The sequence below is a fragment of the Mucilaginibacter sp. genome (assembly GCF_025359345.1).
GTDB lineage: Bacteria > Bacteroidota > Bacteroidia > Sphingobacteriales > Sphingobacteriaceae > Mucilaginibacter.
The window spans coordinates 282,400-297,421 of the sequence record NZ_JANYGQ010000025.1; the positions used below are offsets into that span (position 1 = coordinate 282,400).

The 15,022-nt window shown below is 43.1% G+C and carries 10 protein-coding genes and 1 riboswitch; of the genes, 3 read left to right on the top strand and 7 right to left on the bottom strand.

What is annotated here, in order from left to right:
- Positions 1 to 233: 233 nt before the first annotated feature.
- From Q0R52_RS16455 to Q0R52_RS16465, 3 genes are all read right to left on the bottom strand, one after another.
- Positions 234 to 917 carry an NAD-dependent deacylase gene (locus Q0R52_RS16455; protein ID WP_295796186.1) on the bottom strand — a complete coding sequence of 228 codons (684 nt, stop codon included), beginning with the start codon at positions 915 to 917 and terminating at the stop codon, positions 234 to 236.
- 162 nt (positions 918 to 1,079) lie between these two features.
- Entirely contained in the window at positions 1,080 to 1,655 is a 576-nt protein-coding gene (locus Q0R52_RS16460) for a DUF6580 family putative transport protein (protein ID WP_295796188.1), read from the bottom strand.
- A gap of 49 nt (positions 1,656 to 1,704) precedes the next feature.
- Complete coding sequence (locus tag Q0R52_RS16465; RefSeq protein ID WP_295796190.1) at positions 1,705 to 3,624, bottom strand: TonB-dependent receptor; 1,920 nt, start codon at positions 3,622 to 3,624, stop codon at positions 1,705 to 1,707.
- A 106-nt stretch (positions 3,625 to 3,730) separates the two neighbouring features.
- Positions 3,731 to 3,926, bottom strand: a riboswitch (cobalamin riboswitch).
- 90 nt (positions 3,927 to 4,016) lie between these two features.
- On the opposite strand from Q0R52_RS16465, the gene Q0R52_RS16470 reads away from it, so the two are divergent.
- Both Q0R52_RS16470 and Q0R52_RS16475 read left to right on the top strand, forming a co-directional pair.
- A complete protein-coding gene (locus Q0R52_RS16470) occupies positions 4,017 to 5,264 on the top strand; it encodes a serine hydrolase (protein WP_295796192.1) in 1,248 nt (415 codons plus the stop codon).
- A 186-nt stretch (positions 5,265 to 5,450) separates the two neighbouring features.
- Positions 5,451 to 6,158, top strand: a complete 708-nt coding sequence (locus Q0R52_RS16475; RefSeq protein ID WP_295796195.1) for an SRPBCC family protein — start codon at positions 5,451 to 5,453, stop codon at positions 6,156 to 6,158.
- Positions 6,159 to 6,437: 279 nt separating this feature from the next.
- Here the strand turns inward: Q0R52_RS16475 and Q0R52_RS16480 are convergent, their stop codons facing one another.
- From Q0R52_RS16480 to Q0R52_RS16495, 4 genes are all read right to left on the bottom strand, one after another.
- On the bottom strand, positions 6,438 to 8,003 hold the full coding sequence (locus tag Q0R52_RS16480) for an acetylxylan esterase (protein ID WP_295796196.1): 1,566 nt from the start codon (positions 8,001 to 8,003) through the stop codon (positions 6,438 to 6,440).
- 31 nt (positions 8,004 to 8,034) lie between these two features.
- Positions 8,035 to 9,945, bottom strand: coding sequence for a sialate O-acetylesterase (locus tag Q0R52_RS16485; protein WP_295796200.1), 1,911 nt, complete (start codon positions 9,943 to 9,945; stop codon positions 8,035 to 8,037).
- 102 nt (positions 9,946 to 10,047) lie between these two features.
- Entirely contained in the window at positions 10,048 to 10,794 is a 747-nt protein-coding gene (locus tag Q0R52_RS16490) for an SDR family oxidoreductase (protein ID WP_295796202.1), read from the bottom strand.
- 159 nt (positions 10,795 to 10,953) lie between these two features.
- Positions 10,954 to 13,800 (bottom strand): glycosyl hydrolase 115 family protein, encoded by a 2,847-nt coding sequence (locus Q0R52_RS16495; RefSeq protein WP_295796204.1) that lies wholly within the window; start codon positions 13,798 to 13,800, stop codon positions 10,954 to 10,956.
- 162 nt (positions 13,801 to 13,962) lie between these two features.
- Between Q0R52_RS16495 and Q0R52_RS16500 the strand changes: the two genes are divergently transcribed.
- Complete coding sequence (locus Q0R52_RS16500; RefSeq protein ID WP_295796205.1) at positions 13,963 to 15,000, top strand: LacI family DNA-binding transcriptional regulator; 1,038 nt, start codon at positions 13,963 to 13,965, stop codon at positions 14,998 to 15,000.
- Positions 15,001 to 15,022: the final 22 nt, after the last annotated feature.

The window sequence follows — 15,022 nt, forward strand, 5'->3', positions numbered from 1 at the left end:
CTAATTTAAACACTTAATTTTTCAATATTTTACCAATTTTTCACCAAAAATTACCATTTATTGTAAATAAATTCGACACAATCGGTATAGTACATAGTTTATATTGAAATCTATTCAAATTTCAATTGCAAAATTCAGGTTTTTATTAAATATTGTGTATGTAAGCCTGTTTTATCAGGAAATATTAATGATTATAGCACATTGCAGGCCGCTTTATTAATAAATTATCCATTTTAGTTCAATAATTTATCTACAATGTTACTAACTCCTACAGTTGCCTTCTCTTCTATCTTTATAAATGAGCTATCGTCGCCGATATTAGGAATTTTTGGATCGATGATATATTTCGGAGTATCAGTCGGCACGTAGTCAACCAATCCGGCTGCCGGGTAAACCGCCAGTGATGAACCGACAAGGATAAAAATATCTGCTTCAGTACAAATTCTTGCGGCCTTTTCAATCATAGGCACGGCTTCTCCAAACCATACCACATGGGCACGCAACTGCGAACCCATCTCGCACTTGTCCCCCATTTTTATCTCCCAGCCGTTTATCGGATAAGTTAGGTTTGGGTTCCGGCTCGATTGCGACCGGGTAATAATACCGTGCAAGTGGACTACATTGGTTGAGCCCCCACGCTCGTGCAGATCATCGATGTTTTGGGTGATGATGGTTACATCATATTTTTCTTCGAGCCTGGCCAGCGCATAATGTGCAGCATTAGGATTTGCCTCCAGCACCGATTTGCGGCGCTGGTTATAAAAGTCCTGCACCAGGTCCGGATTGCGGCGCCAGGCTTCGGGGGTTGCCACGTCTTGTATATTATACCCCTCCCAAAGGCCATCGCTGTCCCTGAAGGTTTTTAAGCCGCTTTCGGCGCTTATGCCGGCGCCTGTTAGTACAACAATTCTTTTCATGATGTTTCTTTTAGAGAAGCAAAACCTTGCATCTCGAGATTTATTATTTTCTGAACCAACCAGAATAGGGATACAAAGTATTGTATTTCTACAGAAAAATCATCCCACAAAAAAAAGCGGCCCTTTTTAGTGAACCGCTTTTATTTTTAATACTATGTTATATCAAACAGCGAGTTCGTTTTTAGTGCGTAATATAGTGTATTTGCTTTTTGCCAACTCAAAGCCGCCAAACAGTACAGCGCCGAATACAAGATCACCCAAAAGCATATTCCGCTCAAAAGGTATCGCAGCAACCAGCGATAAAGCATAGCCACCAAGGGTATGCGGATATTGCGCGCCATAGAAAAAAGGCAAATCTGTAAATAACCAATGGAATAGAACAGCAACCAATGCCGCAAAAGCAACGTTTCCAACCGAGACTTTCTTAATAAAAGTTCCGATAAACACCATCAGCAAAAATGGCAGATAAACCCATATCGCGCCCGAATACCAAAGTATAAGTTTAGACGTATATAAATAGTTAATCAGGATATCGCTTAAAAATAATGTGCAAAAAACTGTCAGATATGCTTTCCACTTATCAGTAAAATAAGCACCGCCAAACAAGGCAATTGCCCCAATCGGGGTAAAATTACTTAAGGTATAAGGAAAGTTATAACTAACTAACCTCCCTAACGACACAACTAGCATTAATGCAATAAGTACTACGGTACGGGTATGTATTTTCTTTAGTGACATATCTTTATTTATGCTGTAAAATTACGTATTATCCTGTTAAATAAAAATGTTAGTTTATTTGGTACTTAATCCCCGCCATAAAATTAAATCCGCGGGTATTGTAACCTACCCAATCAATATATTTTGCATCAAACAGGTTCTTTAGATCGGCAAAAAATGTGATTTGTTTGTTAGCATCATATTGCAGGTGTGCATCAACCAGGTTATAATGTTTTAAATTAACCACGCTGGATGAAAAATCAGGGTTAAATTTGGTATCGCTCCTGTCGCCGGTGTATTTATAATCTAAGCCGGCTGAAAAGTTTTTAATAAACTGATAAGCAACCGAGGCCCCGTAAGTGTTTTTAGGCCTTCGGAAAAGGTTAGCAGTTTGCTTACCGTTAACATCGGTTTGTTTGCCGGTTACATAAGCGGCGTATGCCGATGCGGTAAGTTTATCAATGTTTAATTTTAGTTCGCTTTCAAATCCTTTATCCTTCTGAAATGCACCATTTTCGTAAACACCATACGGCGGATTGTTTAAATTTTTAAAATAGATAACATCCTTTGTATCATATTTATAAAACACGGTATTAAACGACAAAGTATTTTTAACAAGTTCCCAATCAAAGCCAGCCTCATAAGATGTGGTTGTTTCAGGTTTCAGGTTTGTATTGCCGTATTGAGAAAATAGCTGATATAATGATGGTGTCTTAAACGCCGATGCAATGGTTCCAAACACTTTAAACTGGTCGGCAAGGTAAAGCGACGGGTTAACGGTATAAGTAAAGTTGCTGCCATATTTGCTGTGGTGATTATACCGGCCGCCCAACTCCAGGTGGAATATGCCTGCTTTGAAAAATAGGGACGTGTAAACACTGGCAATACTGTTATGCAGGTCCTTCAGCGTATCGTAAGTGCTAAATTGGTTTGATTTGCTGTATTTAAAATTCGCACCACTGGTTATGTCAATGTACTTGTTAATGTCATAGTTAAAAATTGCTTCGGCATTAGTGATACCACCCCTGTTTTTTTGGTACGAAGCGGAATTAAAGTTAGATGGGCCGGCCAGGTCGTTGTAATTGTTTTTTACACTATTTTGGCTGACGTTGAACCTTAAATCGCCTTTATCTAATTGAATTTTAGCACCTAATCCACCAAATACAAAAGTGTTATTGTAGGTATATGCTTTATCATCGGTAAATGCACCGGCAGGCAAATTGCCTTTGTTGTAGCTTGCCTGTAAATTACCGTTCAATGTAAATTTCTCTGAGACCTGCTGGGTTAAATTAACACTTGCCGATCGTTGGTGAAAGCCGTCTTTCTTAAAGTTGCCATTGCCTGTAGTATCAGTAGCAGCCGCAAAGCCCTTTGAGTCGGTATTTGAAAGGTTTATGGCGATCCCTGTATTATTAATCCGCCCGTTTAAGCCGGCTGATTCGTTGAATGTACTGTAAGTACCACCGCTTGCCTGCAGGTTAGCCTTAAGTCCTTGTTGTTTGGGATGTTTGGTAATGATGTTAATTACACCGGCAACTGCATCTGAACCATATAAGGTTGAGCCGCTTCCTTTTAAAATTTCGATGCGTTCGATCTGGTCGAGCGGGAAAGCATTTAAATCATAACTGCCATCGATAGACGACGAATTGTTAACGGCAAAACCATCGACCAAAATCAGCATATTGCCCGTCGATGCGCCACGAAGGAAAATGGACGAGCTTATTCCCGGCGCGTTGTTGGCTCCCGAAAATGTAATACCCGGCACCGAGTTTAACAATTGCGGCAAGGTTTTACCGGTTGATTTGTTGATCTGTTCGGCAGTAATAACGGTTACTACCCTGCCAATTTCGCTCAATTTCTTTGGCGACCGTGTGGCGGTCACCACCACATCATTCAATACCCTGGAAGTATCCTGGGCATGCGCAGCTGTATTCAACAGCGCCAGTTGTACAAACCCCAGGCCTGCAGCAACAAAGTAAAATTTTTTCATGTTGTTGTGAGTTTAAACCCACAGCATCACAGAAATGGAAAGTTTGGAATGGAAATACACCTCCGGACGGGCATTCACATTCAAGCTTCAATCCCCGAAAGCTATGAATAATATTAATGCCTTTGGCAGGTATTCTGACTTGCTCCCCTTTTGCCCGGCCTTCCCATCCGCCGGATAGCGAACAGTGACCATTTAATTGGGCATTGGTTATAGAGCTTACAGCTGCGGGACAGTTACGGATTTACACCGTATTCCCTTTTAATCCTGGTGATAAGCCAGGAACCTTAAGCGCTGCAAAAGTAGGATAAGAATTTAAAAACTCAAATATTGTTGTTGATTAAGTTGACTGGGTTAATTGCGTTGATTAAGTTTGATTTAACAATGCCCGCACCATGAAGAAATACATTTTACTTTATTTGTTTTTGATGATGACTATTACCGCTTTTGCACAACAGCCTGACACCATTTTCCTTAAAAACTTATTACAAACTCACCCCGAGCTTTTCAGCGGCATTTTAAAACATCGCACCAACAACGAAGTGCAGATATTGTATACGCAAATTAACCGCGACAAAAACAATGTGCCACACTTTACATCGTACAGCTATCATCTCAACGCCAACCATTATTTTTACCCGGCGAGCACTGTAAAATTGCCTACAGCAATATTCGCACTTGAAAAGCTAAACGAATTGAATATACCCGGGTTGACAATGCAATCATTTATGAAAACCGACAGTTCGTTTACCGGCGAAACTAAAATGTTGGAAGATACTTCCTCCGCCAGCGGCTTGCCGAGTATTGAAAACTACATCAAGAAAATCCTGCTGGTGAGCGATAATTTTGCTTACAACCGCTTATATGAGTTCGTTGGCCGGGCTGAGATCAATCAAAAGCTGAAAAAACACGGACTTAACAATACCCGAATTATTGGCCGGCTGGCTATTTACGATGGTGGCGACAATGCTAAACACACCAATGCGATTGACTTTTATAACGGTGATAAGCTGGTTTACCACCAACCCGCGCAATATGATGCCAACGAATATCCCATGCATCTTGACAATATGATACAGGGAATTGGCTACCTGGATAAAAACGACAAGCTGATAAACAAGCCTTTCGATTTCAGCGAAAAAAATGTTTACACTATTGCCGACATGCAAACGGTATTAAAACGCCTGTTGTTTCCGGGTGTGTTTCCCAAAGAACAACAGTTTAACCTAACGGCCGACCAGTATAAGTTCATCTACCACTACATGAGCATGTTCCCTGGCGAAAGCACCAAGCCTACCTACAACCGGCCTGAATATTACCCTGCCTACTGCAAGTTCCTGTTTTACAGCGGCGACAGCACTGCCGCAATTAACCCTGATATCAGGATATTCAACAAGGTGGGCGACTCATACGGCTACAATATTGATAATGCTTATATTGTTGATTTCAAGCACAATGTGGAATTCATATTAACAGCAGTTGTACAATCAAACGAAGATGGCATCTATAACGACGACAAGTACGAATACGCCACTGTATGCCTGCCATTCATGAAAAACCTCGGGCAGGTCATTTATCAGTATGAGTTAAGCCGTACTAAGAAGTATGTGCCCGATCTGTCCAATTTTAAGTTCAAGTATTAGACGTTGATTGGTTGATTAAGTTGGATTGAGTTGATAAGGTTATTGAAAATAATAGTCAGCATTTTAAAATCAGCGAAATCAAAGTATTGGCTATAAATTAGCGGTTAAATGCCTTGTGATCAAAGAAAATCAAAACCTCTTTCGATATCTGTTGTTTAATATTTATTACCTATTTAAACAATTATTATGGCAACCACAGCATTACAGCGTATCAGGCACAATGGTAACGCAGCAATAAATTTAAACTGGCCCGAGAGGTATATATCGATAGCGGCAGGTGTAAAACTCAGTTTTTCAGGTATCCGAAATATCTTTAAGAGCCCCTTTACCAGCCTATTAAAGCTTGGAGCAGGCGGCTACCTTGTAAACCGCGGTATAAGCGGTCATTGCGAACTTTACTCACAAGCGGGTAAACTAAGCACCTCCCCTGTTAATGTAAATATCCGTACGGCTTTTAGCATCGATAAACCGAGGCCGGAAGTTTATGCCTTTTGGCGTCAGCTGGATAACCTGCCCCTGTTTATGAAACACCTGGACCAGGTAGATGTGATTGACGAAAAGCGTTCGCACTGGGTACTAAAACTACCCACCGGGGTGGCCAAAGTGAGTTGGGATGCCGAAATTGTTCACGACGAGCCCGGCTATATGATTGGCTGGAGTTCCCTCCCCGATTCAATTATCGATAACGCCGGCAAAGTACGGTTTCGGGATACAGAAGATGGTGGAACGCTTATCGATGTGGTGATCAGCTACCAACCACCAGCCGGTGGCTTAGGTGCAAGCCTGGCCCACGTGTTTAATCCGCTGTTCAAAAAGCTGGTGGACGACGATGTTCAGAACTTGAAACAATACATGGATATCACTGAAAAAGAAGGCGTTATTATAGTTTTGTAATTATCCAGATCATAATTCACTTGGTTTTGGATTAAAAGGTTTCTGTCTACATTGCATTAAAATCAACCAGTGCTGTTACCAGATACGCGCCTGGTAAAGCAAATTTCAATGGTGCACCTCTGGAAAGTCACTGGAATAAACGTCCAGTTGACTTTGCTTTCGTTTGTGGCCTACAGGGACTAATTGCACGATGGATTCGTTCCTGTTTTTTGCAAAAGGGCTTTTATCTTACTAAATTAATTAACAATAGCCCTTTTATAAATGCTGCTTTAAGAATTACTACCTACCAATATTTTTGTTCGCCCATTTCAAAAACCATTTCATATTTGCCTGGTCCTGGTGTCCCTGGTCGTGCTGCCGCCATGCCAACTGGCCGTCAAGCATGGGTGTATTAACCGGGGGCATTTTTTCAGAGTTATAATCGTTGGAAACGCCAAGGTCCTTTACGCCAAGCAACTTGTAAACCGCACCTGCAGCAACCTCGGCCATGTAACTCCCCTGGTGATCAAGCCATTTGGCGTCACCTTTTTCGGGAATGCCATAGCTTACAAAAAGTAACCGCGGCGCGCACAGCGCAATTAACTCATGGGAATCCACAGGTATATCGCAGGCTGTTTTGCTGCCGAATTTTGCCTCAGAAGCACCATATTTCATAAAATTTCCGGCCATCCAATAGTATTCACCACCTGTTAAACTTTCAACGGCTTCGCCCCAATTCCGGCGGTTTAGTTTAGTGCCTCCTTCGCCCGATGAACCGATGAGCCCGATTGAAAAGCGAGGTTCAAACGCCATGGTAACAAGTGCTGCCTTTCCATATCTTGAGACGCCCTCAATACCAACATGTTTAACATCAACCTGTGGCTCATTTTCCTCAAGGTAATCCAAACCGCGGGCAGCGCCCCATGCCCAGGCCCTCAAAGCGCCCCAATCGTCGGGCTTGCGAGGCTGACCTTTGTTGACAAGGCCTATTATGCCGCGCGTTAATCCTGTGCCGTTATCGGCTTGTATACTGCCAGGGTTTATATAAGCAAAACCCCAACCGGCTGCAATCAGCTGTTCGTTGGTTGGCGGGTCGTTATTCACACCATTTACCCCAGGTTGGTCAACCGGACCCGGGGTTGGCTGCCTTGGAGGGCCAAAAAAGGGATATGACGCCGTAACCATTTGATATGCAGGATGCTCATTAAATACCTTTTGCAGGGCTGGGTCCTGCTGCACCAGCAATTTCCTGAGTGCATTGTTTAACTCATCAACCTGGGCAGGATTGGGCTGGCTTGGCGAAGGGGCGCGAGCCGGGCCAAACATCATTAGCAAAGGGACAGGGCCTTTTGCATTTGCAGGCAAAACAACAGTCATCTCAATATCGACGCTGATTAATGGATATGCCGAATTATCTGCGTGGCCCACCAGTTGCTTCGCTATAACAGGCGTAAAGCCAATATATTCGTGATCAATATATTTGGTTTCCCAGGTTACTTTCGGTAAACTTTTCGGAAGCCGCCCATACACTTCCCGCTCCATATCTTCAACAATCTCCGGCCGGCGCATTTTCCACCATACGTCGGGCGACGATACTTTTTTGCCGTTTTTTAAGGTAAGCGCATCCGGCAAAGCGGGACATGGATTAGCTTTTGATTCGTCGTAATTGGCATGGTTGGCATCGTTCTCGTTACCACTTGGTCCGGGGCGAAGCGACTTAATGCCCAGTTGGTCCATCATGTTTTGATGGTCCTGTTCGGTGGTGAAATTTACCGGTGGAGGATAATTACCAGGTGAGGGCTGACTTGTACTTTGCGCAGCGGCCTGGAAAGCGGCGAAAACAAGTAAGTAAACTGCTTTTTTCATGGTAAATACTTTGTTAATATCTATCAAATTACTACTGACTATCCGTCCTGAATGGCGATGCGGGAAGACCTTCTTTATTATACAAGTTTGCTCCTTCCGGGTTATCTGCCCAGGCATAACGCACATACATTGGGCTAGATATGTCTTCGCTCGCTACCACTACCCTCTCGCCGTCAATTATCGCATTTCCCCAAACAAACTTTTTATCAGCGCCTGCAATCGCAAACTGGTTAAGTTGGGTACCATCTTTTATCATCAAACCCGAGCCTACACCGGTAAACCTGATGACGATTTTATTGCCTTCAACGGTTGCCGATTGAAAAATCGGACCGGAAGAAACAAGTTGCTTTTCTCCATACGCAACCTTTTCGGCAGCAAGCGCAAGGCGGTCGCCAACATCTTTTTTATTTAATGGATGTATATCATTCCACTCGCCGGCATCAATTACCACAGCCATCCCGGTGTTTGGCACCGATAAGGTATGCAATTGCGCTTCCCTCACTTCAGCCCACTGGCTTTCGGACGGCGAATATTGTACTTCCATAAAATTGGGCAGCTGGGCATATAAAAAAGGCAGCTCTGCGTTGTTCCACTTTGTGCGCCAATCATTAATTAAAGCGGGCAGTAATTGGTTGTATTCTTTCGGGCTGGAAGTATTTGCTTCGCCCTGGTACCATACAAAGCCTTTTATAGGGTAATTTATAACAGGCGCTACCATTGCATTGTACAACCCGGCTGGTTCGTTTTGAGCAGAAAATGGCGCGATGGCTTTGATTGCCTCTTTCGCTAGATCAAAAACCTGTCCTACTTTGTATTGCCAGTCGCCTCGAATATCGATCGTAGTAGTATCGTCAGTCAGTTCGTAACGTTTGTCGGGCACAAAGCCGCCTTTTCCTGATGTATTGGTAACCCTCACCACAATAAGGTTATTCCCGGCCTTGAGCACCCTGGCCGGTATAGTATACCTTCGGGGCGGATATTGATAAGTGATATTGCCAACTTTTACACCATTAACATAAGTATCGTCGGCATCCACAATCCGGCCAACGAACAACTTTGCCGGTTTACCAGCCATGCGCGCAGGCACCTGTATCTCTTTACGAAACCATACCACACCATTTAGCCCTTTGATGCCCTGGTCGGCCCAGTAACCGGGAAGCCAGAACTTGTGCCAGTCTTTTGGTTGATAGTTAACCTCATACCACTTCAGTTCACCGCTGAGTCCTTTATCTGGTTGTTTGATCCCTGCTTTCTGTTCAATGGCAGGCTTCGCCGGGTTTTGTAATCTATTAAGATACGCCGTATCCTTAAGCTGTGCCAAACGGTCGGCGTATTTAGGAATTCCCTTTAACCCGTCAGCGCTTGTCCAGGCCTGTATGGGTGTGCCCCCTACGCTCGAGTTTATGATTCCGATGGGGACATGATATTTAAGGTACAAGTCCCTCGCAAAAAAATAAGACACCGCGCCAAATGTGAGCACATCAGTCGGATTGGCGCTTATCCATTTGGCCGGGGGCAAATCTTTATGTACGCTTCTTACATCGCTTGCTGTAGAAACGAAAAAGTTCCGTATCTGTGAAAAATCAGCCGTTGCTATGTCATTTGGGTATCTTTCCTTTACCCGTTCCATATTAATAACCATGTTCGACTGCCCGGAGCAAAACCAAACATCGCCTATTAAAATATTTTCAATGACGATATGGTTGCTCGCATTAATATCCATTTGATAAGGCCCGCCGGCTTTTATCGGCAGCATTGTTGCTTTCCAATTCCCGGCAGCATCGGCAATAATTTTTGAAGTTTGGTGGTTAAATTTAATTGAGATATGTTCGCCCGGCGATGCCCAACCCCATAAATTCAATTTCGTATCCCGTTGCAACACCATACCATCACTTATCAGTTGTGGTAGCCGTACCTGCGCGGTGCAAACGCAGGCTGCCAAGGTAAAAAAAGTTAAGACAGTAAAAAAAACTGTCCTCATTTTGCTTTGCTCTGCCTGTTGAATTATCAATTGTTTCGCCATATTATTTAACAACTGAAAACATTAAAAACCGATAGAATTACCGCCATCTACCGGCAAAACAACGCCGGTAACAAATTTAGCTGCATCCGACGTTAGATACAAAATTGCTGCGGCAACGTCATTAGCATCACCAAGTTTGCCCATTGGAGTTCTTGATAATACTTTATTTTTTCGTTCGGGATCACTGTCTAATGCCGTGCCCGACATGGCCGTAGCTATAAACCCAGGCGCCACGCAGTTTACCCGGATTCCGCGGGGCGAAAGCTCAGTCGCCATAGCCCGCGTCATCCCTTCAATAGCCGATTTGGCAGCGGTATAGGCAATTACCAACGGTATACCATATTGCGCAGCCATCGAGCTAATATTGACTATACTGCCACTCCCAATTTCCAGCATATATTTAACAACCTCACGGCTCAATGAAAATACCGAGAGTAGGTTGGTTTGAATTACCTGTTGAAAATCCTGGTCGGTCACTTCGGTAAAAGATTTCTTCATGTTTATACCTGCGTTATTTACCAGGATATCGGGCGTGCCGAACTCTTTTACCAATGAGTTAACAAAGTCCGGGATGCCGGATGTGTTATTTAAATCATAAGCTTTGTAGCTACATAATTCGCCGGCATCATTTGCTGCGGCTTTCAATTTTTCCTCATTACGCCCAATTATTATTGTTTTAATGCCGTTTGCCACAAAAGCCTTGGTAGTGGCAAGTCCTATTCCTGATGCCCCGCCGGTTATTATAGCCAGTTTAGGAGATATATTCATTTTATAAGATTATAATTTTATTAGTTTTTTTGGTCGCGGCCGTGGTATTATCACCGCACAAAAAAGTGTTTACAAATGCGAAAGTATAAAATATTGATGCAATCGATTGCATCAATATTTTATTTTTGTTAACCTTGGGAAATAGATCAAATGAAAACATTATTTGGTTACCCGGTAAAAACTTTCAGGCGGGCCCAGATAACTTGGTTTTTCACCGCCACAATTGATCACGAGTTTTTGCAGCACCACACCCGGATCTATCATCCAGTATTTTAAAACATGCTGCCCTGTTTTGCCTATCCTGTGAATGGAAGTAAGCTTTTTGATATTATTGCTTACATCACTGCTCCATTCCTGTGGTGACTGATCTGCATTGATATTAATCACGTGCGGTTGTTCATTATCTATTGAAACAGCATAACGTAAGCCGTGTGTATTTGTAAAATCAATAGTTGGCGAAATATAGGCCTCAACCTCTACCCTGCCTGTGTCACTTAAATTTATTGTATACTCCAAATGCGGACTATTACCTCCGGGGATTTGGCTTTTGGCGGTAACGGGAGCAGGCATTACACCGGATAACGTTCTGCCATACCCGGGGATGACCGTCCATACCGCGTTCTTGTTCCCAACAACTTTGCTATAATGCTCAGCTTCTATCGCAACAACACCATTTTCTTCATAAAAACCTGAAGCATTCACTGGTAACGTCTTATTTATAAGCACTTCTAACGCCAATTTTTGATTATTTCCCTCAATAACAACAGGCACCTTGCTTATTCCCTTTGGTGCTTTTGTCCAGTTCACATTTATCCAAAGTCGCTGCTCGTCAATTATGTCGCCGCGTGCAGGTGTGATCGTTAGATAATTGGCTTCGAGTAAAACTTTATACTCAAAACTACCTCTACCTTTGTTAAAAATTTCGATGTTATGCTTTTGCTTTTCGCCCTGAAAGAAAGTCAGCGATTGTTTTGACCGCCCCAATTCAGTTCCATCAATACTTACCCCCATTTGCGGCGCGGCTGGCATCTGAATAGTCTTCAAATCCGGCAGTTTGTTATGCTCCGGTTGCTGCCAGTAGGTATAGCCGATATGTGTTTGGTCCATCATGTGGTTCCATTTACCATTGGCCATAATTTTATTGTAGTGGTTGGATATCAGCGAATCGCGTTCATAACACTTCCTTACACTGTCGGCCATTGCCCTAGTGGCCACCCTTCGCTGTGTAGCATAAAGCTTATTTTTCGCTGTATAGTAATACATTTCGTACAGGTTTGCACAAGCCACCACCGGGTGCAATACCAGTTGGTAATAAGCATCTTTAAATTGCGCAGGCAGTTTTGTGCTCAAACTTGCGGCAGTGGTTCTCAGGTTTTCATAATCATTTACCACATTTTCAAACTCGTTATAGTTACCCAGGCTATAAGTGCTGTCGTTAAGCAGTTCAGGCTTTCGACGGGAATTGTATTTGGTGTACAAATTTAAAATACGGGCAATTTCAGCCGCGTGGGCCGTTCCGAATTGTTGGCCCGCCCATTGCTGCGTATATTTATTCAAGCTGGATGCGGGCCATTTATCCGGCGACCATGCATAATCCAGGAAGAAGCTTATCGGGAATTCCATGGGCTTTAGATCACCAACGTTTACAACCCAAACCTGCCGGGCGTTGTATTCATAAGCCAAGTGCATTTGCTCCCAGGTCTTACTTATTTGATTGGTGTTAACCCATTTATAATTGCGCGGATCGCCAACATAATCAAAGTGGTAATAAATGCCATAACCACCTTTCCTGGCTGGTGCGCCTAATTTGGGTAGTTTGCGAATATTTCCCCAATTGTCATCACAAAGCAGCAACGTTACGTCATCCGGCACGCGCATGCCTTTATCGTAATAAGCCTGTACTTCTTTATAAAGCGCCCACATTTGTGCAGTTTGAGCAGCATCTTTCCCGGTAACATCGGCTATTATCTGCCGCTGGTCCTTTACTATCTTTTCCAACAGGGCGATGTTACTGCCTTCAGTCATAGGCATATCGCCATCGCCCCTCATCCCTACGGTTACAATGGTTTCCTTACTCCCCATGTTTTCGATACCTTTTCGCCAAAAATCGCGCAATACGGCGCCGTTGGTTTCATAATTCCATGCGCCGCTGCCATAACGTTTCCATTCCTGCTGTGCCCTGTCCATAGGCTCGTGGTGCGACGTGCCCATAACTATACCATATTTATCTGCCAGCACGGGGTTGAGTTTGTCATCATCATTAAAAGCGTTCCCCCACATGGCAGGCCACAAATAATTCCCCTTCAAGCGCAAAATGAGTTCGAACATTTTTTCATACACCAAATGGTTAACACCACCAAACTTCTCCTTAGCCCAACCCGAAAAAGCCGGTGCCTCGTCATTTATAAATATCCCCCGGTACTTCACCGCCGGTCCTTTTTCAACATATTTCCCCGGCGTTATAAATAAATTATCGTGATGTGGTATGGGTACATCCGCCCACCAATACCAGGGAGATACACCTATTTGTGCAGACAACTCATATATGCCGTAAATAGTTCCTCTCTTATCACTACCAACTATAACCAATGCTTTTTTAACACCGGGAACGGGGTTATCAACCACTTGCGTAATATGCGCTTCCCACTTTCCAACTATACCGCTGGCGTCTATTTTTCCCTGCTTTATCATTTTGTCAATCAGCCCATTTTTGCCGATTGTGCCAATAATTATCAACTGCTTTTCTGCGCCGATTTTATTTATAATACCGGGCGACGAATTGGTCACGGCTTTAATATCATTCTGAAAGCTTCTTACCGCGAGCGTAACTCCGGGGAACTCCGCGTCGGTTGTGTACAACGTCGTTGATTCGCCATTGGTGGAAACAGCAAAATATCCGGCACCGTTTGTAAACGATATGTGAGGAGTTTTTGCTAATGATTGCCCGTAGCATGCACATGGAAAAATTAAAACCACAGGCAATAACACACAAAACAAATTTTTCATTTGTAGCCTATTTATGGAGAAATATTAACGTGGTAGTTGAAAATAAAACAATAAGTTTATATCCTCAAATATATTTGTTTTGCAATCGATTGCAAAGAATTTCATTTAAAATTAGTTGGGGGAAATTACCAACCAGATGTATATTTATCATATAGAAATAACATGGCTGAAACAGGCAAAGAAATAACCATATACGATATTGCTCAAAAGCTTAATATATCTGCCGCAACCGTAAGCCGGGGCTTAAAAGACCATCCGGGGATAAATAAGAACACTAAAAAGAAGATACTTGCCACAGCAGAGCAAATGGGTTACCGCTCTAACTCCTTCGCGAGCAACCTTCGTAAAAAAAATAGTAACATCATCGGTGTAATCGTTCCGCGGCTTAACAGCAACTTTATGTCGGATGTTATAGCCGGCATTGAAAAGGTGGTTAATAAGGCTGGATATACGCTCTTTATCAGCCAATCATTTGAATCGATGCAGCACGAAGTCAGTAATGCAAAAGCAATGTTTAACAACCGTGTAGACGGTGTATTGGTTTCGTTGGCGTATGATACTACCAATATCAGTCATTTTGAGCAGTTTTCCAGGCGCGATATACCCGTTGTATTTTTCGACAGAGTAATAGAACACGAAAAATATCCGGCCATTTGTATCGACAATTATAAGGCGGCCTATACTTTGGTAAGCCATCTTATTGAACAAGGTTGTAAAAAAGTCGTTCATATTAGCGGCGATCAAAGACGTAACGTGTACGCGGACCGCACACGCGGCTATCTGCAGGCATTGAAGGACAACAAACTACCTTTTGAGGCTGAACTACTGATAGTTAATGACCTAAGCCAGGCTGCGGCTATACAGGCTGCGGAAAAAATCTTAAAAATGCAACCCCTCCCCGATGCCGTGTTTGCTGCAAGCGACTTTTGCGCTATAAACTGTATGCTCGAAATAAAAAAAGCCGGCTTAAAAATACCCGGAGATATAGCTTTCGCTGGTTTTAATAATGACCAGATGGCCTGCGTGGTTGAACCCCAATTAACAACAATTGACTACAAAGGTTTTGAAATGGGCGAATTTGCGGCAAGAATGATTATCAATCATTTAGAAAACCCAGGCGAGCTTCAAAATACACATAGCCTTGTATTACGGTCGGAGTTGATTATAAGGAAATCGTCTTTAAAGGCTGGAGTAAAATAATTGTTGACTATTTTCCGATACA